Origin of the sequence: Variovorax sp. Root411 (assembly GCF_001425205.1) — a bacterium.
Taxonomy (GTDB): domain Bacteria; phylum Pseudomonadota; class Gammaproteobacteria; order Burkholderiales; family Burkholderiaceae_C; genus Variovorax.
This window is the reverse complement of the sequence record NZ_LMDW01000017.1, coordinates 77,718-98,141: the sequence shown is the minus strand read 5'-3', so window position 1 is coordinate 98,141 and position 20,424 is coordinate 77,718. Positions and strand designations below refer to the sequence as shown.

The window sequence follows — 20,424 nt, the reverse complement described above, 5'->3', positions numbered from 1 at the left end:
ACATGAAGACACGCATTACTGAACTCTTCGGCATCCGCCACCCGATCATCCAGGGCGGCATGCACTATGTCGGCTTCGCGGAACTGGCCGCCGCCGTCTCCAATGCCGGCGGGCTCGGACTCATCACCGGGCTGACGCAGAAAACGCCCGAGCTGCTGGCCAAGGAAATCGCCCGCTGCCGCGAGATGACGGACCAGCCCTTCGGCGTGAACCTCACGTTCCTGCCGACCCTGTCTTCGCCGCCATACCCCGAGTACATCGCGGCCATCGCCGAAGGCGGCGTTCGCATCGTCGAGACAGCGGGGCGCAGTCCCGAGGCCTACATGCCCGCGCTCAAGAAGGCCGGCATCAAGGTCATCCACAAGTGCACCTCCGTGCGACACGCGCTCAAGGCCGAAGCGATCGGCTGCGACGCCGTGAGCGTGGACGGCTTCGAGTGCGGCGGCCACCCCGGCGAGGACGACCTGCCGAACATGATCCTGCTGCCCCGCGCCGCCGAGGAGCTGAAGATTCCGTTCGTGGCGTCCGGCGGCATGGCCGACGCGCGCAGCCTGGTGGCGGCGCTGGCGTTGGGCGCCGAAGGCATGAACATGGGCACGCGCTTCGTGGCGACGCAGGAAGCGCCGATCCACCAGAACGTGAAGGACGCGATCGTGGCCGCCACCGAGCTCGACACGCGGCTCGTGATGCGAGGGCTGCGCAACACCGAGCGCGTGCTGACCAATTCATCCGTAGAGCAGCTGATCAGGATCGAGAAGGAAAAGGGCGCCGACCTCAAGTTCGAAGACATCATCGACCAGGTGGCCGGCGTCTACCCGCGCGTGATGCTGGAAGGCGAAATGGATGCGGGCGCCTGGAGCTGCGGCATGGTGGTTGGGCTGATCAACGACATTCCGACGGTGCAGGAGCTGATCGATCGCATCATGGACGAGGCCGAGCAACTGATCGTGCAGCGGCTCGCCGGGTTCATGGAGCCTGCGCTGGCCTAGCCTTGGACATCCGCCGGCTCGCTGCGAAGCGGGCCGGCGAATCGAACCCTTCAGGCCAGGTAGCGATCGCGCAGCACTTTCTTGTGGAGCTTGCCAGTCGCGTGCCGGGGAAAGTCGGACTCGAAATCGATGCTCCTGGGCACCTTGAGCGGACCGAGCAGCTCGCGGCAGCGTGCCTTCAGCGCCTCGGCGACCGCCGGGCCTGTGAAATCCGGATGCGCCGGCTGGATGACCGCCTTGATCTCTTCGCCGTACTCGTCGTTCGGCACGCCGAAAACCGCGGCATCCGCGACACGGGGGTCCTGCAGCAGCACCTCCTCGGGTACATGCCGCCCCGATCAGAACAGCTCGACGGCCGGCTCCATCAACGCCGACGACCCTGCCCGGATCTCGCCGCACAGCGCGGCCGTCTGCGGCAGCAGCCGCTGGAAGTAGAAGCGGGCCGTGGCAATCTTCGATGCATAGATCGGGTCGGTGGATTGCGCATTCCTCAATGCGACCTCGGCCATCCGCGCCCAGGTCCAAGCGAGGGCCAGGTGCCCGACCAGCCGCAGGTAAGGCGCGGCCGCGGCGCCTGCCGCATGCGGGTCGTCCGCCGACGTGGCCACGAGCTCGCCGGTGAGCTGCCTGATGTCGGCAGCCAGTGCGGCGAGCGGCTCCGAAAATTCGCGCATCGCCTCGCGCGGGCCGCAGGTCTCGGCGAATGCGCCGGCCATGTCCAGGAAGACGCCCATCTGCCGGCCCTGGTCGGCGAGCACCTTGCGCCCGAGCAGGTCCATGGCCTGCACGCCGTTGGTGCCCTCGTAGAGCCCGACGATGCGGACGTCCCTGAGGTGCTGCTCGACGCCGTTCTCGCGGATGTAGCCGTGCCCGCCGAACACCTGCATGGCGAGCAGCGTGCCTTCCACCGCGAGATCGCTCGACAGCGCCTTCACGAGCGGGGTCAGAAGGCCGAGCAGTTCGGCGGTCTCGTTGCGCCTGGCGGGGTCAGGATGAAGACGCTGAAGATCGCTCAGCTGCGCGGTCCACAGCGCCAGTGCGCGCGCGCCCTCGATGTTCGCCTTCTGCGTGAGCAGCATGCGGCGCACGTCGGCGTGTCCGATGATCGGGTCGGCCGTTTCGCCGGACGTTCTTGCGCCGCTGGTGCGGCCCTGCAGGCGATCCTTCGCATAGGCCAGGGCCTTCTGGTAGGCCGCTTCCATCAGGCCGATGGCGATCATGCCGACGAGCACGCGCATGTGGTTCATCTGCACGAACATGCCCGCCAGCCCCTTGTTGGGCGCGCCCAGCAGCCAGCCGGCCGCGCCGTCGAAGTTGATAGTGCAGGTCGAGTTTCCGTGGATGCCCAGCTTGTGCTCGATGGAGCCGCAGACCACTCCGTTGCGTGCGCCGGCCGCGCCGTTCGCATCGGGAATGAATTTCGGCACGATGAAAAGAGAGATGCCCTTCACGCCGGGCGGCGCATCAGCGATGCGCGCGAGCACCAGGTGCATGATGTTGCCGGTCAGGTCCTGCTCGCCGCCCGAGATGAAGATCTTGCTGCCGGTGACGCTGTAGCTGCCGTCGGGCTGCGCCACGGCGCGGGTGCGCATCAGGCCCAGGTCGGTGCCCGCATTGGGCTCGGTGAGGCACATGGTGCCGGCCCACTCGCCCGAGGCGATCTTCGGCAGGTAGAGCGCCTTCTGTTCCTCCGATCCGTTGGCCGACACGTTCACATAGGTGGCATGCGACATACCGGGGTAGGAGGCCCACGCCATGTTCGCGCCGCCGAAGACTTCGTAGACCGCGTTGGCCACGACCGAAGGAAAGCCCTGGCCGCCGAACTCGGGGCTGCACGCCAGTCCGGCCCAGCCGTTCTTCGTGAACTCGTCATAGGCCTTCTTGAAGCCCGGCGGCGTCTGCACCACGCCGGGCGAGGGCATGCTGCAACCGTGCGCGTCGCCCGGCGCGTTGAGTGGCGCGATCACCTCGGACGCGAACTGGCCGGCCGCGGTGAGCACCTGGTCGATGGTCTCGCCATCCAGCTCCGGCTGGCCGCAGGCTTCCAGCATGGCCGGCACCTGGAGCAGCTCGTGCAAGACGAATTGAATGTCACGCAGCGGGATCTGGTAGGCCATGGTGATGTTCCTTGACTCAAGCCACTTCGAACAGGCCCGCGGCGCCCATGCCGCCGCCGACGCACATCGTCACCACGACGAAGCGCGCGCCGCGCCGCTTGCCTTCGATCAGCGCATGCCCCACCAGCCGCGAGCCGGTCATGCCGTAGGGGTGGCCGATCGTGATGCCGCCGCCGTTGACGTTCAGCTTTTCCGGATCAATGCCCAGCCGGTCGCGCGAGTACAGCACCTGGCAGGCAAAGGCCTCGTTCAGTTCCCACAGCCCGATGTCGCTCACCTTGAGCCCATGGGTCTTCAGCAGCTTGGGCACCGCCAGAACGGGGCCGATGCCCATTTCCTCGGGCGCGAGGCCGGCGACCGCGATGCCGCGGTAGATGCCCAGCGGCTTGAGCCCGCGGCGCTCGGCCACCGCGCGCTCCACCAGCACGCAGGCCGATGCGCCATCCGACAGCTGGCTCGAGTTGCCGGCCGTGATGACACCGCCTTCGATGACCGGCTTGAGCTTGGAGAGGCCTTCGAGCGTCGTATCGGGGCGGTTGCCTTCGTCGCGGTCCAGGGTCACGTCGCGCAAGCTGACTGCGCCTGTTTCCTTGTCGGCCACGGCCATGCGCGCGGTGATCGGCACGATCTCGTCGTCGAACAGGTGGCGCTCCTGCGCCAGCGCGGTGCGGCGTTGGGCCTCCGCGGAATATTCGTCCTGCGCCTGGCGTGAGATGCCGTACTTCTTCGCCACGATCTCGGCCGTGTTCAGCATCGGGATGTAGGCGTGCTGCACGCGCGCAACGAGCAGCGGGTCGGCCTCTTCGCCCACCCACTTGACGAACGGATTCTGCACGGCGGAGATGTTCTCCTGGCCCCCGCCCACGGTCACGTCCATGCCGTCGACGATGATCTGCTTGGCCGCCGTCGCGATGGCCATCAGCCCCGAGGCGCATTGCCGGTCCATCGTCTGTCCCGGCACCGACTGCGGCAGTCCCGCCGCGAGCGCTGCGAGGCGTCCGATGTTCATGCCCGCGGTGCCGGCGGCCATTGCGCTGCCGATGACCACGTCCTCCACTTCCCCGGGGTTGATGCCCGCGCGCTGCACGGCATGCTGGATCGCGTGGCCCATCAGCGTGGGCGACTTGATGTTGTTCAATGCGCCGCGGAACGCGCGGCCGATGCCGGTGCGCGCGGTGGAAACAATGACGGCTTCTCTCATGAATCAGACTCCAAGGGGTTCGGTGAAAAAGTTGGCGTAGCGGCTGGCCACGACGCTGCGGTTCAGGCGCAGAACGAGGCCGAGCGCGACGAGTCCGTAGATGGCACCGCTGGAGATGCCTTGCACGATCAGCTGGGTCAATTGAGTCATCGGATCATCCGCTTGGATTTGAATAACGATCGTTTGGTAAACGGTGGTGAACTATAGATTTGCAATCACTGCAGCGTCAACACGCTGGAGTGGGTTTGCAGCAGGGAGAAACCCTCGCCCGGAAGATCGATGAAGTGATGGAGCTACGAACGTTTAACAAACGATCGGCATGTTATGATGGTTACTCCACGATCTGTAGAGGCTCATTCATGCGCTATCCGGCAAACCACAAAGAGGAAACCCGCAAGAAACTGCTCGCGAATGCCCGTGCCATCGCGAAGAAGGGCGGCTTCGGTACAACCGGCGTCGATGAACTGATGGCGAGCATCGGCTTGAGCGGGGGGGCGTTCTATGGCCATTTCCCGTCCAAGGAGGCGCTGTTCGCCGAACTCCTCGAGCACGAGATCTCAAACAGCACCGACATGCTGGCCGGGGACCGCGATTCGCCGCCCGACCACGTCGCCAAGCGGTTGCGCAGTTACCTGAGTTCGTACCACGCGCTGCATCCCGAAACCGGCTGCGTCCTGCCGGCCCTCGGGCCCGAGATCGCCCGGGCCGGACCCGAAGTGCGTGCGGCCGTCGAGGACGGCCTCAAGCGCCTGCAGAAGAGCTGGAGTTCGCGCATCGGCGACCCGGATGCGGCATGGGCGCTGATTGCCCAGTGCGTCGGCGCACTGGTTCTGTCCCGTGCGGTCGAGTCGGAGCGCACCCGCAAGGAAATCCTGGCTTCCAGCCGCCGCTTCATCGACCAGACGCATGCGCTGGATGAGGCTCCCGCAAAGCCGTCCAAGGCGTCCTGACAGCCGAACCCGATGTTGTCCAGGCGCGCCACTCCCGCACGTGCGCCAATGCAAACGCTCTCTGCGCCGCAGACGCACGCGATCGCTGCCGCGGGCCTTCAGCGGTCAGCCTGTACCGATACCAAGGCGCATCAGTTCGCCCGCCGGATCAGGCAGCACTATGACGCGGAACTCAGCAAGGTCGGTCTCAGAATCACGCAGTACCGGCTGTTGATGGAAGTCCTGGCACACGGGCCGGTGCGCCCCTGCGATCTGGCCGAGACGATGTCGCTCTCTCCATCAACGCTGACACGCACTCTCAAGCCCCTCATCTCGACAGGTTGGGTGGATCTTGGACCGGGTACTGACGGGCGCACTCGGAGCGTGCGTATCACCGCTGCGGGCCGCGGCAAGTGTGCCGAGGGCACGCCTTACTGGAGCGAGGCCCAAGCCAAAGTGCACCAATTGATCGGGAGCCGAAATGTCAGCGCATTGCATGCGCTCATCGGGGAGTGCTTGATGCGCATTTCAGCAGACACGAACCGGTCCGGTATGCCGCCTGATTAGGTTAATTCATGCCGGACTGACTAAAGCCATGCCGATGCCGCGCGATCTGCAGGCAGCGCGCGGTCGCGAAGTCCGTTAGCGTCGTCCCGGATGCAGCACTGCACCGGTCACGCCCGTCTCGACCCGCAGGATGCTGCCCGTGTCCGACTCGGTGCAATAGAGCGTGCGGCGCGCGGGGCCGCCGAACGCAATGTTCGTGAGTGTGCTGCCGACGGGACTGCGAAGAACTTCGATCGGCTGGGCCAGACGGTCCAGAACCCAGACCAGTCCCAAGCCCGGATTTGCCACAAGCAACTCGCCTTGCTCGCTCATTGCCAAACCGTCCGGCCCCGAAGGTCCGTTCGACGTGAAGAAGAGCCCCACCTTCGACGCCGAGCCGTCGCGCATGAGCGGTGCGCGCCACACGCAGTTGCCGCGCGTGGCCGCGACATAAAGCACCTGCTCGTCGGGGGAGAGCACGAGACCATTGGGGCTGGGCACGTTGCGCAGCAGCAGGTCGAGCCGGCCATCGGTGCCAAGGCGGAATACGCGACCCGTTGGATCGTGCAGGCCCGTCTGCCCTTGGTCTGTGAAGTAGAGGTTGCCGCGGCTGTCGAAAACGAGATCGTTCACGCCGAGAAAGCGCTCGGTGTTGCGCCGTTCGAGGAAGGGGCTCACCTCGCGGCTTCGGACATCCAGCGCCATCAGCCCGTTCTTGTAGTCGGCGATGACGAGGGTGGTCTCGTCCTGGAACTTCATGCCGTTGGGTTCACCGTCGTATTCCACGACCAGCTCCCACTCGCCGCGAGGGTCGACGCGAAAGATGCGGCCCCACGGGATGTCGGTTACATAGAGCATTCCCTGCGCGTCGAACACCGGTCCCTCCAGAAAGGAGTGGGCCGGCACGCCGTGGCGGTTGGCCTCGGACCAGGTGCTAGGCCGGTCGCGGCGAAAGCGGTCGGGGAGACGCGTGAAGACGTCGGCCTGGCGGATGATTGGCTGTGTGTCGGGCAGGAACATACAAAGGGAGCATAGCGGCCTGCACGGCTCATACGCTGTGAGCCGGCCGCACACCTGAGCGCAAAGAACTCCTTTGTTCTTTGCGCGGTGCGCCGCCATCCTTGCGCTCGACCATGACCCCGGCCTGGCCTTCTCATGGGCCGGTGCCGGACGTGGCCCGCATCGCTTGTCGAGCCCTTACAAACAAAGGAGATCAACCGCATGAGCCAGCCTTCCTCGTTTTCCCGCCGTCGCGCGGCCACCCGCATCGCCGCCATCACCGCGGCACTGTGCGTGCCACTGGCTGCACACAGCGCCGACTATCCGACGCGTCCCGTGCGCGTGGTGGTGCCCTATTCGCCGGGTGGTGCAACCGACGTGGCTGCACGGTTGGTCAGCAACAAGCTCAACGGCATCCTCGGCCAATCCTTCGTGGTGGACAACCGCGCCGGTGCCACGGGCACCATCGGTACCAACATGGTTGTGCGTTCGGAACCCGATGGCTACACGCTGCTGGCCAACGACACCACGTATGCCATGCTGCCGAGCCTTTTTACGCAGCTGCCTTGGGACCATGCCAAGGGCTTGGTGCCTATCACCACGCTCATGACCACGCCCATGTTGGCGCTGGTACCGGCCAACTCGCGCTTCAAGACCCTGGCGGACCTGCTCGACTATGCGCGCGCGAATCCAGGCAAACTTAATTTTGGATCAGGGGGCAGCGGAAGCTCTATCCACCTCGCTGCCGAACTCATGAATAGCCAAGCCAAAGTGAGCATGACACACGTGCCCTACAAGGGCGGTGGCGACGCGATGGCCGCACTAGTCTCCGGCCAGATCGACATGCTGATGGAGGTGCCCGCCACGGCAGTGGGACAAATTGCCGGCGGCAAGGTACGGGCACTTGCGATCTCGAGCACGCAGCGACTGCCGCTCTTGCCCGATGTCCCCACCTTCGCGCAAAGTGGCATGCCCGACTACAAGGTGACCAGCTGGTTCGGTATGTCGGCGCCGCAGGGCACCTCGCCCGAAATCGTCGCCAAGCTGCGCAAGGCCATCCAGGCCGCGCTCGCCGAGCCCGACGTGCGTCGGCGCATTGACGAACTCGGCGCCCAGCCAGGTGGTATCGAAAGCGCCGACTACGCCGCGATGATCGTGCGCGATACGCAACTGTGGGGTGGCGTCGCGAAGAAGATCGGGTTGCAGCCCCAATGAGATGTAGCGGGCAATGCCCGCCACGTTCCGAGGAGGCGGCCTTGGGGCCACCTCGTCGGTTCAATCCGCGGTGATGTTCGCCGACTTGATCACCGCCGACCAGCGCGCGGTTTCCGAATCGATCCTCGCCTGCGCCTGCGCCGCCGTGCTCGGCACGCCGGTAGCGCCCTTATCGGCTAGCATCTTCTGCGTCTCGGCGCTGGCCATGACTTCCTTCAGGCCCTGCGAAAACTTCACCAAGATGTCCGGAGGCGTCTTGGCCGGCACCATGATCGCGCCCCAGGACACGGCCTCGAAGCCCTTGATGCCGGCCTCGGCCAATGTCGGCACATCGGGCAATTGCGGATCGCGCTTGCTCCCCGACACTCCCAAGGCACGCAGCGAGCCGGCCTTGATCTGGCCGGCGGCCGACGGAATGGAATCGAGCATCGCATCGACGCGGCCCGCCATCAAGTCGGTCATGGCCGCGCCACCGCCCTTGTAGGGCACGTGCAGCATTTCCGTTCCTGTCACGTACTGAAAATAGGCCATGAAAAGATGGCTGCCGCCGCCCACGCCAGAGGACCCGTAGTTGAGCTTGCCGGGTTTGGATTTGGCCAACCCCACCAACTCGGGCGCCGTCTTGGCCGGCACTTCGGGATTGACGGTGAGGACGTGCGCGTTTTCGTAGGTCAGGCCAACTGGTACGAAATCCGCCTTCACGTCGAAGCCCGGTTTCTTGTAGAGAAAGGGGTTGGCCGTGAGCACGCCCTGCGTGGCGTAGAGCACCGTGTACCCGTCCGCTGGGGCGCGCGCCACCGCGGCGGCGCCGATGTTGCCCCCCGCGCCGCCACGGTTGTCAATGACGAAGGCCACGCCAAATTTCTTCTCAAGCTGGTGCGCGATTACGCGCGCCGTGATGTCGGTCACGCCGCCGGGCGGAAATGGCACCACGACGGTAACCGGGCGTGCCGGCCAGGTCGAGGACTGGGCGTTTGCTGCCGCCGGCGCCAGGAGGGCCGCGGCGACCGCGATCGCGGCGAGGGTGAAGAGAGGCTTAGGGCTCAAAGTGTGTCTCCGATGCTTATAAAAAGGGCGCAGCAGGCGAAGATGTGCGCATGCGCCTGCCGACTGTCTGCCGACGTTTCGACTGTCTGCCGACGTTTCCAGTCTGGATCGTGCAGCAGCCACGGGGCCCGGACAAACGACTTCTTGGCAGGCACTCTTGAAAATGGCTCACACCTCGCGGACCGCGCCGCGTGCGGGCTTTGTGGTCCGGCGTCGCTGTGGTGCCAGGTCATGTCGGGGTGAACCGTCGGAATAAAACTCACAAATCCCGGCGCAAAGGTCGTTTGCCAGCCGTGCCGTGAGGCGCGTAGGCTCACACCGCTCTGACAACCCTTTCTGCTTCCGAAATCCATCCGATGGCTACTTCCGGCGAACCTTCCACTTCACTCCTCATCGCCTGCGTCGGCCTCGGTGCCATGGGCGGGGCCATGGCGGCCAGACTGGCAGAGGCCGGCCACCGTGTGCGGGGCTTCGACATCGCGCCCGCCGCGCGCGATCGCCTGGTCGCTGCGGGCGGCATGGCGGCCGAAAGCCCGGCGGATGCCGCAGCTGACGCAGCCGCATTGGTCGTGATGGTGCACGACGCGCGGCAGGCGCGCGAGGTGCTTTTCGGCGCGCAGGGCGCGGCATCGGCGCTGCGCAGGGGCGCAGTGGTGTGGCTCGCCTGCACCGTGGCGCCCGACGACGCGCGCGCCATCGGCAACGAGCTCGCAGCGCAGGGCCTGGATCTGGATCTGGATCTGGTCGATGGCCCGGTGAGCGGCGGCGTCACGGGCGCGCAGGGCGGCTCGCTCACGGTGATGGCCGGCGGCAGCGCTCGCGCGATCGACACGCTCGCGCCTGTCTTCGCTGCCTGCGCGACGCGCGTGTTCCCGGTCGGCCCAGTGGGTGCAGGCTCCACCGTGAAGCTGGTGAACCAGTTGCTCGTGGCCTCCCACATCGCGCTCACGGCCGAGGCGCTCGCGCTGGGCGCACGCGCCGATGTCGATCCGGCGATGTTGATCGAGGTCATCACCGCCAGCGCGGGCAATTCGGTGCAGTTCCAGAAGCGCGCGCCTCGCATGGCGGGCGGCGATCATGAGCCTCAATCGACCGTGAACATCTTCCTCAAGGACCTGGGTATCGCCCTCGACGCCGCCCGGTCGTTGCAGTTCCCCGTACCGCTCGCTTCCGCCGCACACCAGGTCTTTACCATGGCCGCGGGCGCCGGCTTCGCGCGGCAGAGCGACACCAACGTGCTGCGTGTGTACGAACGGATGGGCGCTGTCGACGTCGCCGCCGTTGCTGCCGCGCATGCGAAAGTTTCCTGATGCCCGTCCCTATCCTTCTCGAGCCCACCACCACGAAACTCAACGCGCAGGCCGAAGGCGCGGTGATTGTCTCTGGTTCGCATGGCGGTCGCTACCCGGGCTATGCGGCGGCGAAGGCGCGTGTGCGCGCCGTGGTCCTCAACGACGCGGGCGTGGGGAAGGACGAGGCGGGCATCGGCTCGCTTCCTTACCTCGAGGCGCTGGGCATCGCCGCCGCGACCGTGTCCCATGCGTCCTGCCGTATCGGCGACGCGGCCGACATGATGGCGCGCGGCCACATCAGCCATGCCAATGCCATCGCGCGCGCGGCCGGCGTCTTGCCCGGCATGGCCTGCGCACACGCGGCCGAACTGCTTCGCGACGCGCCCTGTGTTGTCGCACAGCCGCCCACGCTCGGCGAGTCGCGCACCGAGGTCGTGGTGCCTGACGGCAAGCGCCGCATCATGCTGCTCGATTCGGCCGCGCTCGTGCGCCCGCAGGACGTGGGCCAGATCGTGGTCACGGGCTCGCACGGCGCCCTGGTCGGCGGCAATCCGGCCATGGCGCTGCAGGTCGATGGTTTCGCCGGCGTCTTCAACGACGCAGGCGGCGGTGCCGAAGGCGCGGGATTTACGCGCCTGCCGGCACTCGACATGCGCGGCATCGCGGCCATCACCGTGGCCGCATCGTCCGCACGCATCGGCGAGGCCGGTTCGATCTTCCACGACGGCGTGGTCTCGGCCGCCAACGAGACCGCACTGCGACTCGGAGCGCAGGCCGGCCAGCGCGCCAACGAACTGCTCACGCGTTGGGCAATGCTGGACTGAGCCATTCCTTTTCCTGTTCGCACGCTGGCCTCGATTCCGACGCCATCCGTGCGCGCCCTTCATCCGCCTTACCGTTCACGTCCTCACCATGACCGCTGCCTTCAAAGCCAAGCTCCGCAATCTCGAGACCTGCTCGCTCGTCAATCCCGACCACCCGTCATCCAGCCTCGTGCACTTCATGGGCACACTGGGCATCGATGCATTCATGCTCGACTGCGAGCAAGGCAGTCCCAGCTTCGAGAATGTCGAAGACATGGCCCGCGCGGCACGGCTGTGCGGCGTGAGCGCCACGGTGCGTATTCCTTCGCCCGAGCCCTGGACCATCGAGCGCTACATGATGCGCGGCATCGACGGCCTGGTGGTGCCTCGTCTGGACAGCGGCGCGCAGGCACGCCGCGTAGTCGACGACATGCGCTACTGCGTGCCCAAGGACTTCGACCAGAAAGCGGTGATCGTGCAGATCGAATCGGCCGCAGCCGTGGCCGACCTCGACGCCTTCCTCGACATCCCCGAGATCGATTGCTTCTTCATCGGCGTGATCGACCTGGCCAAGAGCATGGGTTTCGCCGGCAACTATGCGGATCCGGCCGTGCTCGATGCGCTGGATCGAACCATCCAGCGAATCCGCGCGCGCAAGCGCAGTGTCGGCATCATGGTCAAGGAACATGACATCGCCGCCTGGCGTACCAAGGGGGTGACCATGCTGTACACGCACCTCAACGACTTCGCGGCGATGGGTGCGCGCCAATGGCGTCAGATGGCTGGCGTCGACGGCAACAAGGCCTGACGCGATGGTTGTCGCATCGCAGTCCCACGCGCCGCTTTGCTTCTACGGCGACGATTTCACCGGCGCCACTGCGCACCTCGCAGGTTTCCACGATGCGGGCCTGCGCACGCTGATGTTCCTGGACACGCCCAGGCCCGACGACCTCGCGCCGCATCTGGGCTGCATCGACGTGCTCGGCGTGGCTGGCATTGCGCGGGCATTGGCTCCGGACGCGCAGGCGCGCGAAGTGCGCCCGGCGCTCGAGCTCTTTGCCGAACTGGGTGCACGGCAGGTGCACTACAAAGTGTGCTCTACCTTCGATTCCGCACCTGACGTCGGCAGCATCGGCCTGGCGCTCGAATTCGGCCGCGAGATCTATGCATGCGGGCCGGTACCGATCGTCGTGGGCTGCCCGGGCTTTGGGCGCTACACGATGTTCGGCAATCACTTCGCACGCGCCGGGGCCGAGGTGGTGCGGCTGGACCGCCACCCCATGGCGCGTCATCCGTCCACTCCAATGCGCGAAGCCGATCTGCGCCGCCATCTGGCTGCACAGACCGCGTCGCCGCTGGAGCTGATCGACATTTTTGCGTTGCGAGCCGGCGATTCGTCGCTGGCCGCCGCCTGGGACCGGCTTGCACGGGCGGGGTGCGCGGGCGTGGTGTTCGATACGCTGGAAGACAGCGACCTCGACCGCATCGCCGCCTTTCTCTGCACCCATGCCGAGACAGCCGGCAAGCCGGTCTACAGCATCGCCGCGCAGGGTCTCGCGGAATCGACTGGGCGATGGATGGCCGCTCGCCGCGATGGCGAAGCGTCGGGGCTGGCTGCGACGCGACAGGTGCCCGGCGATGTCGACCGCATGCTCGTGCTGTCCGGCAGCGCCGCGGCCCAGAATGCCGAGCAGGTGCGCCGGGCACGTGCCGCGGGCTGGACCTGCCTGCGGGTGGATGTGCCGCGCCTGCTGGAACATGGCATCGACGCGCTGCTCGCGCCGATGCAGGCTGCGGTCGACGACGCGCTGCGCACCAACGGCCAAGTGCTTGTATTCACGGCCGAGGGACCGGACGACGCGGCCATTGGTCAAGCCACTGTCAGCCGCGAAGCGCTCGGGGTGAGCGCCGAGGACATGTCGGAGTCGATCGGCATTCTCTTTGCGCGCCTGGCGAGCGAGGCGTTGCGGGTGCACGGCTTGCGGCGGCTGGTGCTTGCTGGCGGCGACACCTCCAGCCACGCCATGCGCAACTTCGACGCCTACGCGTTGGAGATCGCAGCCAAGGGCGTCGGCGGCGGACGGCTGTGCCGGCTGCGCTCGCGCAATCCTGCCATCGACGGGGTCGAAGTGATGCTCAAGGGCGGGCAGGTGGGCGGGCCGGATGCGCTGGTAACGGCGGCATCAGCCAGCGCCTGGCGGCCGTAGTTTTTGTGACTCTCAGGCCGCGACCTTGCGCACCGGTCGGTGCGCAAGCGCCGCGGCCAGCGCGCCATGGCCTTCCTGGGCGGCGTAGTCCGGGAGCGCCACGCCTGCGATAGCGGCCTCCCAGGCTTCACGGATGCTCCGGCAACCGGCCGCGATCCCGTCCGGATGGCCGAAGATCGCGCCGCCGCAGGCGTAGATGAGGTCGGTGGTGCCCGCGCCAACGAAGGTCGGTGCGGCCTCGTGGATGGTCGAGCCACCAGAGAAGACCGGCATGGTGCGGTCGTCGTTTTGCGCGTCCCGCGGTTCCGGCGTGCCCTGCAGACTCCGCACCAGCGGCGTCAGGCAATCGCGCGCCGACTGCAGGATGTCGTCCGCGCTCTCCCAGAATTTTCCGCCCAGGCCAGACACATGCAGCTGGTCCACGCCCGCAAGCCGGAACAGTGCCTGATAGGGCTGGAAATTCATGCCCAGCAGCGCATGCCGCGTGAGCATGGCCCAGCCCGCGCGATGGCCGTGGATCGGCAACTGGCTGTGTCGCCGCAAGCTCTGCACGGCCGCGAGCCCCACGCTGTTGAGGTTGACCATGATGCAGTTGCCCCCCTCGGCGAGCACCAGGTCGTGATGCCTCTTCATCTCGTCGGTTTCGTCGCTGATGTTGAAGGCGTAAATCACCTTGCGACCCGTGCGCTCGGTGTAATCGCGGATCACGCGCATGACGGCCGGCACGCGCTCTGAGAGCGGGCAGTAGGGCGGATTGGCCATCAGCTCGTCATCCTTGATGAAATCGACGCCGCCTTCGATCAGCGAGCGTGCCACCTGCGCGGTTTCGCCGGGCGACAGGCCAATGTTGGGCTTGACGATCGATCCGATGAGCGGCCGGCCATGCACGCCGACCAGTTCGCGCGTACCGGCCACGCCGAAGTGCGGCCTCGGAAACTGCCCCGCAAACGCTGCCGGCAGTTCCAGATGTTCCAGCCGGATGCCACTCAGCCGGCGCATGCCGGTCTGGTTGCCCAGCAGCGTGGTCGACAGGATGGGCAGCGACGCGCCCACGTTGTGGGTCGGCCAGGAGAGCGTCACGCGCGCACGCCGCACAGGCTCGGCGCTTGCGCGGCCGTCGGGCAGCGACAGGGTCGACACGGATTCCAGTTCGTCCAGGGATTCGATGTGCGCACCGTGCCGCTCCACCACGGCATCCGATTCGCCGGCGATGCGCATGGTGGTGGCGGTCGATTGCTCGCCGGCCATCTCCAGGGCCGCGCGCATCGGCTCGGAAGTGGTTTCGATCAAGTAAGTGGCCGAGAAGCGTTGCGTCATGACGTGGGATCGGGAGAAAAGGATTGCACGGGAAATGCGCCAGATTTGGCACCATGTGATTCTGCGCAAGCGTCTTGCAGGCCACAAACGAGTTGTGCGCGTTCTTGTGTGCCCTGGGCTCACATGCGGCGGGCCGCAGGGTTGTGAATAAAATTCCAGGCTCTATGCGTCTTCGCTCAACGATCCCGTCATGTCCCCAAGCACGCGCATCCCGTCTCTGACCGCGCTGCGCGCCTACGAGGCTGTGGTGCGTTTTGGCAGCATGACGCGGGCGGCGGAAGAGCTGTGCGTTACCCACAGCGCGATCAGCAAGCAGGTGCAATTGCTGGAGGAAGAGTTCGGCCAGCCGCTTCTGCGACGCCTCGCGCGCTCGGTTGAGCCCACGCCCGAGGGCGCACGGCTGGCCGCGACACTCAGCGCGGCCTTTGGCCTCATCTCCGCGGGCATCGAGCAGATCCGGCCCGGGCCGCTCGCCGTATCGTGCTCGGCCAGCATCATGATGCGCTGGCTCATTCCCCGGCTGGCGCAGTTCAAGGCACGGCATCCCACGGTGGAACTCACCATCTCGGCCGACCATGGTCCGCTTGACCTGCTGCGCGACGGAATCGGCGTGGCGATCCGCAACGACGTGGTCAAGCCCCCCCAGGACGTGATCGTGCGGCCGATGATGCGCGAATGGTTTGGACCGGTATGTTCGCCCGAATATGCGCAGAAGATCGGCCTGGCCACGCCCCAGGACCTGTCGCGCGCCAACCTGTTGGGCACGGGCTCGCGGCCGCAGGCCTGGAACGACTGGCGCGAAGCTGTGGGCAGCACTCAGCAAGCGGTGGTGCCCTCCGAATCCTTCGAGCATTTCTACTTGGTGCTGCACGCCGCCGCATGCGGCTTGGGTGTCGCGATCGCTCCGCGTTTCCTAGTGGAGGACGACCTTCAGAGCGGGCGTCTCATCGCCCCCTTCGGATTCGTTGAGGGCCTGCGGCAGGTGGTGCTCTGGCTTGCGCCGAACGTTCGCACACGCGCGGATATTCGCGCCTTCGCCGATTGGCTGGAGGCTGAGTTTCGCGAATCGAGGGCATGACTGTTGTGGTCCGGCGAACCAAAAGGCGAACGTTTCATCCGAATCCAGCGCGATGCGTCCTGAGGACTGAAGGTGTCGCAGGACCCCAACCAGTCTAGACGGGGCGTTGCGCGTAGATGCACGACCGACCGATGATGGACGACCTGCAACCTTGGCACGGATGCGCTGCGCCAAGCCGGCAGCGTTCGCGCCGACTGCCGGGTGTTGATTTCCATGGAATCCCGACCTTGCCAAGCCGAAGCCTTTCGTATGGTCGAAAACTGCCGAAGACATCCTTGCCAGTGTCGAGAGGCTTTGTCTGCGAACTTCTAACTCACGACACTAGCGATCTGTGATCAGCGTCGCAGTGGCATCAGACGAGCGCACCCAGTGCGGCGGCATCAAAGCCCTTCAGGTTTTCGTGATCCCCCGATTGAATTTTCGAAACCCAGTGCGGGTCGCCGAGCAATGCACGGCCGACGGCAATCAGGTCGAACTCGTTGCGTTCCATGCGCTCGACCAATCGCTGCACGCTCGCCGCCTTCGATCCCTTGCCGGCAAAGGCGTTCAGGACGTCGCCGTCCAGGCCCACGGAGCCCACGCTGATCGTGGTCGCGCCGGTCAGCTTCTTGGCCCAGCCCGCGCAGTTCAGGCCGTTCTCGCCGTCGAGCTCCGGAAATTCCGGTTCCCAGAAACGCCGTTGCGAACAATGCAGCACGTCCACGCCAGCTTCCACGAGCGGCAGCAGCCAATCCGTCATTTCCTTGAGCGTGGGTGCGAGACGCACGGTCAGGTCCTGCTGCTTCCATTGGCTGACGCGCATGATGATCGGAAAGTCGGGACCCACCGCCTTGCGTGTGGCCGCCACGATCTCGCTGGCGAACCGCGAGCGCTCCTTGAGCGTGGCGCCGCCATACCGATCGGTGCGCTTGTTGGTGCCCGACCAGAAGAACTGATCGATGAGATAGCCGTGTGCACCATGAATCTCCACGGTATCGAAGCCCAGGCGCTTGGCATCTGCCGCGGCTGCGGCGAACGCCGCCACGGTGTCCGCGATCGCTTCCTCGGTCATGGCCTCACCGCGCGGCTTGTCCGGTGCGTCCAGGCCCGACGGGCTTTCCACCGGCGAATCGGGTTCCCATTCGGTGTAGCGCGCCGAACCGGTATGCCAGAGCTGCGGGCCCATGCGGCCGCCGGCTGCGTGCACCGCATCGATCACCCCTTTCCAGCCGGCCAGCGCAGGTTCGCCGTGGAAGAACGGGATGTTGGGATCGTTGCGCGAGGCGGGGCGATTGACGACCGTACCCTCCGAAAGAATCAGCCCGACCTGGCCTTCTGCACGGCGCCGGTAGTAGGCCGCATTGGCCTCGACGGGGACACCGTTGGGCGAGAAGGTGCGGGTCATCGGCGCCATGACAAGCCGATTCTTGAGCTGGAGGTTCTTGATGGTGAGTGGCTGGAACAGCGCGCTGGTGTCGATGGATGACATGGGTAAATTCTCAGTTGTAAAGACCCGGCGAATGGTATACAACGTAAACCTAGTGTCAATTAGGCACTTTAAAGTGCCCAGGTATATCCGAGGAAACCGACCATGATCGATCGCCCACTTCAATGCTTCGCCGCCGATTGCCCCAGCCGTGCGTTGTTCGATCAGATTGCGGACAAGTGGTCGATGATGGTGCTGCACGTGCTCGCAGACGGCCCGCTGCGCTTCAACGTGATCAAGCGGCAGCTGGAAGGCATCACGCAGAAAGCGCTCACCCAGTGCCTGCGGCGGCTCGAACGCAACGGGCTCATCTCGCGTCGCGTGATTCCGGTGTCGCCAATAGCCGTGGAGTACGCAGTCACGCCGCTCGGCCGCACGCTCGAGCAGCCGTTCAAGGCGCTGCACGGCTGGACGCTGGCCAATATCACGCAGGTCGAGGAGGCACGGAAAGCCTTCGATGTGCGGCTCGAGGCGTAGAGACAGGATGGGGACCACGAGAGCAACCGAGTTGCACGCCTCATGCTTCGCAAGGCGGAGTTGCGACAACCGCCGGAGACGAGCATGAAGTCCGCTGGACTGAAGGGAACCATCGCGATCGAACTCGTGCATGAAGCGCTTCATGCCGCGCAGCTTCGCAACATGGACATCACCCATGTCCTTGAGCTCGCCAAGCTCGATCGTGAGTTGCTGAACTCTCCTCGCGCGCGCATCTCCGCAGCGGCGTATTCGCGCATGTGGGTCGCGCTTGCGGATCTGATGGACGACGAGTTCTTCGGTCTGGACAGCCATGGGCTTCGGCGCGGAAGCTATGCGCTCATGACCCGTGCCGCTGTCAGCTCGGACAACCTCGAGCATGCCCTGCGCCGCATTCTCAGGTTCCTTCGATCGACGCTGGACGATTTTCGTGGCGAGTTGATCCGTACGGAAAGCGAAGCTCGCGTGATCCTGCACGACGGCGGCGTGCTGCGCCGGCTATTCGGTTACGGCACCTGGTTCATCCTCGTGCATGGCCTGGCATGCTGGCTGGTGCATCGGCGCATTCCCTTGAGCGAGATGCAGTTTCGGTGTGCGCCGCCCGTCGACGACAGTCACTACCGCACACGGTTCTGCGACAACGTGACCTTCAATGCCAAGACCACGCATATTGTGTTTGCGAGTGAACTGCTTGATCTCAAGATCGCTGAAACGCCCGAAACGGTCGACAGCTTTCTCCGCGCGGCTCCCGCGAACTTGCTTGTCAAGTATCACAACGACGCCAGTACAAGCGCTCAGATTCGAAAGAGTTTGCGCAGCCAGATGCCGGACGAGTGGCCGGAGCTGGAAAAAATCGCTCGGGAGTTACGCCTTTCCAGCACCACGCTCCAGCGCAGGTTGCAGCAAGAAGGGTTGAGCTATCAACGGTTGAAGGACGACCTGCGCCGGGACATCGCCATTGACCTGCTCTCGAGCGCGTCGCTGACCGTGGCGGAGGTTGCCGCTCAGACTGGATTCCAGGAAACGAGTGCGTTCCATCGCGCCTTCAAGAAGTGGACCGGCGTCAGCCCCGGCACCTATCGCTCCTCCAGCAACCCGACGCAGGAGCGCTCATCGCGCCCGTAGCTCCCGTGTCCTGACGCCCCGCCCATATCGAGGCCTTCGGGCATGGGCACCGAACAGTTGCAGAAATAACCTCCGGTCGACGCCGCACAAAGCGGCGAACATCAACGACAGGAGACAACATGCAACAAGTCGATGTGCACGCCTTGGCGGGCCAATCGCGTTTCAACGGATTCCACGGCCTCGTCCTTTTCTGGTGCGTGCTGATCCTCGTCATCGACGGCTACGACCTGGCCGTCGTCGGGGCAGCGCTCCCGTCGATCATGAAAGACATGGGGGTTGATGCGACAAGCGCCGGCGTCATGGCCGGGTCCGCGCTGCTCGGCACGATGCTGGGGGCCATCTTTCTTGGCACCTTGGCGGATCGAATCGGTCGTCCGCGCATGATCGCGGTGTGCGTTGCGTTCTTCAGCCTTTTCACCGCTGCGGCCGGTTTGACCCATGACCCGATCAGCTTCAGCGTCGCCCGCTTCATCGCCGGCCTGGGCATCGGAGGTGTGCTGCCCATCGTGACAGCGCAGATGGGCGAGTTCGCTCCATCGAATCTGCGCACACGCTTGGTGACCCTGGTGTTTGCCGGCTATTCAGTGGGAGGCATTCTCGTTGCCCTGACCGCCAAGCAACTGATCGAAGGCTATGGGTGGCAGTGGGTGTTCTACGTGGCGGGACTTCCCGTGCTTCTGATTCCGCTCATCCTCAAGACGATGCCGGAGTCGCTGTCGTTCCTCGTCAAGAAGGGTGACCAACGGCAGCTCCGGGCGATGGCGGCAAGGATTGCGCCCGAGCAGGTGCATGCAATGGACGCCGTCTACGGAGGATCGCCCACCGACAAGGTGCGCGCAGCCCCCATACGCAGCCTGTTCGAGGAAGGCCGCGGGTTCAGCACCGTGATGATCTGGGTCGCATTCATGACGGGCCTTTTCATGGTCTACGCGCTGAACTCGTGGCTCACCAAACTGATGGCCATGGCGGGGTACAGCCTCGGGTCCGCCCTGAACTTCGTGATCGTCTTCAACGTCGGTGCCATTGTTGGTGCGATCGGCGGAGGCTTGCTGAGCGACAAGTTCAACATCAAACACGTTCTGATCGGTTTCTATGCAGCAGGTGCGATATCCCTGACAGCACTCGCGTATACGAAGTCGACTGAACTGCTGTTCCTGGCCGTGTTCATCGTTGGTGCTTCCACGTTGGGCACGCAACTCCTGGCCTATGCATACGCTGGCGATTTCTATTCACCTGCGACACGGTCAACGGGTGTCGGCTTCGCATCTGGTGTTGGCCGAATCGGCGCAATCGTCGCGCCGGTTCTGATCGGTTGGCTTGTCTCCTTGAAGCTTCCCATGGAGCAGAACTTCATGGCGATCGCGGTTGCCGGGCTTCTCGGGGCTGTCGCCGTCACGTTCGTGAACCAATCGCGAGCCGATTCGACGCGCACCAGAGCCGTGAACGCGCTGGCCAGCTAGCAGGCAAAAGCCCGCATCGAAGGAGGGCGGTATCGCCTGGCCCCGACGGGTGTCCGTACGCCCCACGGTACTGACGTGATCGGACATGGCCGCGAAGGCGCACGGTGGATAGAGTGAAGCAACATGGCGCGTTCCAGGTGGGCGAGCGCGAAGGAGACAA

At 65.3% G+C, this 20,424-nt stretch carries 20 protein-coding genes; 12 read left to right on the top strand and 8 right to left on the bottom strand.

What is annotated here, in order from left to right; genetic code table 11:
* The first annotated feature begins 2 nt into the window (after window positions 1-2).
* Window positions 3-989: an NAD(P)H-dependent flavin oxidoreductase gene (locus ASC92_RS20950; protein WP_056519411.1), complete on the top strand. Its 987-nt coding sequence runs from the start codon at window positions 3-5 to the stop codon at window positions 987-989.
* Between the two features lie 50 nt (window positions 990-1,039).
* Here the strand turns inward: ASC92_RS20950 and ASC92_RS20945 are convergent, their stop codons facing one another.
* Genes ASC92_RS20945 through ASC92_RS28675 form a run of 4 tightly spaced genes read right to left on the bottom strand, consistent with a single transcriptional unit; the run spans window position 1,040 to window position 4,457 of the window.
* On the bottom strand, window positions 1,040-1,303 hold the full coding sequence (locus tag ASC92_RS20945; protein WP_056519408.1) for an AMP-binding enzyme: 264 nt from the start codon (window positions 1,301-1,303) through the stop codon (window positions 1,040-1,042).
* A 24-nt stretch (window positions 1,304-1,327) separates the two neighbouring features.
* Window positions 1,328-3,106, bottom strand: coding sequence for an acyl-CoA dehydrogenase C-terminal domain-containing protein (locus ASC92_RS20940; protein ID WP_056519405.1), 1,779 nt, complete (start codon window positions 3,104-3,106; stop codon window positions 1,328-1,330).
* Window positions 3,107-3,122: 16 nt separating this feature from the next.
* Window positions 3,123-4,307, bottom strand: coding sequence for an acetyl-CoA C-acyltransferase (locus ASC92_RS20935; RefSeq protein WP_056519402.1), 1,185 nt, complete (start codon window positions 4,305-4,307; stop codon window positions 3,123-3,125).
* A 3-nt stretch (window positions 4,308-4,310) separates the two neighbouring features.
* The gene (locus tag ASC92_RS28675; RefSeq protein ID WP_157609089.1) at window positions 4,311-4,457 is read right to left on the bottom strand and encodes a hypothetical protein; all 147 of its coding nucleotides are present in this window, start codon (window positions 4,455-4,457) and stop codon (window positions 4,311-4,313) included.
* A 209-nt stretch (window positions 4,458-4,666) separates the two neighbouring features.
* On the opposite strand from ASC92_RS28675, the gene ASC92_RS20930 reads away from it, so the two are divergent.
* Both ASC92_RS20930 and ASC92_RS20925 read left to right on the top strand, forming a co-directional pair.
* Window positions 4,667-5,257 (top strand): TetR/AcrR family transcriptional regulator, encoded by a 591-nt coding sequence (locus tag ASC92_RS20930; protein ID WP_056519399.1) that lies wholly within the window; start codon window positions 4,667-4,669, stop codon window positions 5,255-5,257.
* A 48-nt stretch (window positions 5,258-5,305) separates the two neighbouring features.
* Entirely contained in the window at window positions 5,306-5,803 is a 498-nt protein-coding gene (locus tag ASC92_RS20925; RefSeq protein ID WP_056519396.1) for a MarR family winged helix-turn-helix transcriptional regulator, read from the top strand.
* Between the two features lie 75 nt (window positions 5,804-5,878).
* Here ASC92_RS20925 and ASC92_RS20920 read toward each other — a convergent pair whose 3' ends face one another.
* The gene (locus tag ASC92_RS20920; RefSeq protein WP_056519393.1) at window positions 5,879-6,802 is read right to left on the bottom strand and encodes an SMP-30/gluconolactonase/LRE family protein; all 924 of its coding nucleotides are present in this window, start codon (window positions 6,800-6,802) and stop codon (window positions 5,879-5,881) included.
* A gap of 201 nt (window positions 6,803-7,003) precedes the next feature.
* Between ASC92_RS20920 and ASC92_RS20915 the strand changes: the two genes are divergently transcribed.
* Complete coding sequence (locus ASC92_RS20915; RefSeq protein ID WP_056519391.1) at window positions 7,004-7,996, top strand: Bug family tripartite tricarboxylate transporter substrate binding protein; 993 nt, start codon at window positions 7,004-7,006, stop codon at window positions 7,994-7,996.
* Window positions 7,997-8,056: 60 nt separating this feature from the next.
* On the opposite strand, the gene ASC92_RS20910 is transcribed toward ASC92_RS20915, so the two are convergent.
* The gene (locus tag ASC92_RS20910) at window positions 8,057-8,905 is read right to left on the bottom strand and encodes a Bug family tripartite tricarboxylate transporter substrate binding protein (RefSeq protein ID WP_235505925.1); all 849 of its coding nucleotides are present in this window, start codon (window positions 8,903-8,905) and stop codon (window positions 8,057-8,059) included.
* Between the two features lie 494 nt (window positions 8,906-9,399).
* Here ASC92_RS20910 and ASC92_RS20905 point away from each other — a divergent pair, with 494 nt between their 5' ends.
* From ASC92_RS20905 to ASC92_RS20890, 4 genes are all read left to right on the top strand, one after another.
* Window positions 9,400-10,353, top strand: a complete 954-nt coding sequence (locus ASC92_RS20905; RefSeq protein ID WP_056519388.1) for an NAD(P)-dependent oxidoreductase — start codon at window positions 9,400-9,402, stop codon at window positions 10,351-10,353.
* On the top strand, window positions 10,353-11,159 hold the full coding sequence (locus ASC92_RS20900; protein ID WP_056519385.1) for a hypothetical protein: 807 nt from the start codon (window positions 10,353-10,355) through the stop codon (window positions 11,157-11,159). Before ASC92_RS20905 ends, ASC92_RS20900 begins: the two co-directional genes overlap by 1 nt.
* Window positions 11,160-11,247: 88 nt before the next feature.
* Window positions 11,248-11,946: an HpcH/HpaI aldolase family protein gene (locus ASC92_RS20895; protein WP_056519382.1), complete on the top strand. Its 699-nt coding sequence runs from the start codon at window positions 11,248-11,250 to the stop codon at window positions 11,944-11,946.
* A 4-nt stretch (window positions 11,947-11,950) separates the two neighbouring features.
* A complete protein-coding gene (locus ASC92_RS20890) occupies window positions 11,951-13,345 on the top strand; it encodes a four-carbon acid sugar kinase family protein (RefSeq protein ID WP_056519381.1) in 1,395 nt (464 codons plus the stop codon).
* Between the two features lie 12 nt (window positions 13,346-13,357).
* Here the strand turns inward: ASC92_RS20890 and ASC92_RS20885 are convergent, their stop codons facing one another.
* Window positions 13,358-14,662 carry a ribulose-bisphosphate carboxylase large subunit family protein gene (locus tag ASC92_RS20885; protein WP_056519378.1) on the bottom strand — a complete coding sequence of 435 codons (1,305 nt, stop codon included), beginning with the start codon at window positions 14,660-14,662 and terminating at the stop codon, window positions 13,358-13,360.
* Window positions 14,663-14,852: 190 nt separating this feature from the next.
* Between ASC92_RS20885 and ASC92_RS20880 the strand changes: the two genes are divergently transcribed.
* The gene (locus ASC92_RS20880) at window positions 14,853-15,740 is read left to right on the top strand and encodes a LysR substrate-binding domain-containing protein (RefSeq protein WP_056519375.1); all 888 of its coding nucleotides are present in this window, start codon (window positions 14,853-14,855) and stop codon (window positions 15,738-15,740) included.
* Between the two features lie 352 nt (window positions 15,741-16,092).
* Here ASC92_RS20880 and ASC92_RS20875 read toward each other — a convergent pair whose 3' ends face one another.
* Window positions 16,093-17,250, bottom strand: a complete 1,158-nt coding sequence (locus ASC92_RS20875; protein ID WP_235505924.1) for an NADH:flavin oxidoreductase — start codon at window positions 17,248-17,250, stop codon at window positions 16,093-16,095.
* Between the two features lie 60 nt (window positions 17,251-17,310).
* On the opposite strand from ASC92_RS20875, the gene ASC92_RS20870 reads away from it, so the two are divergent.
* The 3 genes from ASC92_RS20870 to ASC92_RS20860 all read left to right on the top strand — a co-directional run bounded on the left by ASC92_RS20870 (window position 17,311) and on the right by ASC92_RS20860 (window position 20,264).
* Entirely contained in the window at window positions 17,311-17,682 is a 372-nt protein-coding gene (locus ASC92_RS20870) for a winged helix-turn-helix transcriptional regulator (RefSeq protein WP_056519369.1), read from the top strand.
* An 84-nt stretch (window positions 17,683-17,766) separates the two neighbouring features.
* Window positions 17,767-18,804 carry an AraC family transcriptional regulator gene (locus ASC92_RS20865; protein WP_056519909.1) on the top strand — a complete coding sequence of 346 codons (1,038 nt, stop codon included), beginning with the start codon at window positions 17,767-17,769 and terminating at the stop codon, window positions 18,802-18,804.
* A 119-nt stretch (window positions 18,805-18,923) separates the two neighbouring features.
* The gene (locus ASC92_RS20860; RefSeq protein ID WP_056519366.1) at window positions 18,924-20,264 is read left to right on the top strand and encodes an MFS transporter; all 1,341 of its coding nucleotides are present in this window, start codon (window positions 18,924-18,926) and stop codon (window positions 20,262-20,264) included.
* Window positions 20,265-20,424: the final 160 nt, after the last annotated feature.

Bases quoted from the DNA above. Each gene is read 5' to 3' on its own strand.
- ASC92_RS20940 (WP_056519405.1), bottom strand. From the start codon at position 3,106: ATGGCCTACCAGATCCCGCTGCGTGACATTCAATTCGTCTTGCACGAG.
- ASC92_RS20895 (WP_056519382.1), top strand. From the start codon at position 11,248: ATGACCGCTGCCTTCAAAGCCAAGCTCCGCAATCTCGAGACCTGCTCG.
- ASC92_RS20925 (WP_056519396.1), top strand. From the start codon at position 5,306: ATGCAAACGCTCTCTGCGCCGCAGACGCACGCGATCGCTGCCGCGGGC.
- ASC92_RS20860 (WP_056519366.1), top strand. From the start codon at position 18,924: ATGCAACAAGTCGATGTGCACGCCTTGGCGGGCCAATCGCGTTTCAAC.
- ASC92_RS28675 (WP_157609089.1), bottom strand. From the start codon at position 4,457: ATGACTCAATTGACCCAGCTGATCGTGCAAGGCATCTCCAGCGGTGCC.
- ASC92_RS20865 (WP_056519909.1), top strand. From the start codon at position 17,767: ATGAAGTCCGCTGGACTGAAGGGAACCATCGCGATCGAACTCGTGCAT.
- ASC92_RS20915 (WP_056519391.1), top strand. From the start codon at position 7,004: ATGAGCCAGCCTTCCTCGTTTTCCCGCCGTCGCGCGGCCACCCGCATC.
- ASC92_RS20890 (WP_056519381.1), top strand. From the start codon at position 11,951: ATGGTTGTCGCATCGCAGTCCCACGCGCCGCTTTGCTTCTACGGCGAC.
- ASC92_RS20905 (WP_056519388.1), top strand. From the start codon at position 9,400: ATGGCTACTTCCGGCGAACCTTCCACTTCACTCCTCATCGCCTGCGTC.
- ASC92_RS20950 (WP_056519411.1), top strand. From the start codon at position 3: ATGAAGACACGCATTACTGAACTCTTCGGCATCCGCCACCCGATCATC.
- ASC92_RS20900 (WP_056519385.1), top strand. From the start codon at position 10,353: ATGCCCGTCCCTATCCTTCTCGAGCCCACCACCACGAAACTCAACGCG.
- ASC92_RS20885 (WP_056519378.1), bottom strand. From the start codon at position 14,662: ATGACGCAACGCTTCTCGGCCACTTACTTGATCGAAACCACTTCCGAG.
- ASC92_RS20870 (WP_056519369.1), top strand. From the start codon at position 17,311: ATGATCGATCGCCCACTTCAATGCTTCGCCGCCGATTGCCCCAGCCGT.
- ASC92_RS20930 (WP_056519399.1), top strand. From the start codon at position 4,667: ATGCGCTATCCGGCAAACCACAAAGAGGAAACCCGCAAGAAACTGCTC.
- ASC92_RS20880 (WP_056519375.1), top strand. From the start codon at position 14,853: ATGTCCCCAAGCACGCGCATCCCGTCTCTGACCGCGCTGCGCGCCTAC.
- ASC92_RS20935 (WP_056519402.1), bottom strand. From the start codon at position 4,307: ATGAGAGAAGCCGTCATTGTTTCCACCGCGCGCACCGGCATCGGCCGC.
- ASC92_RS20920 (WP_056519393.1), bottom strand. From the start codon at position 6,802: ATGTTCCTGCCCGACACACAGCCAATCATCCGCCAGGCCGACGTCTTC.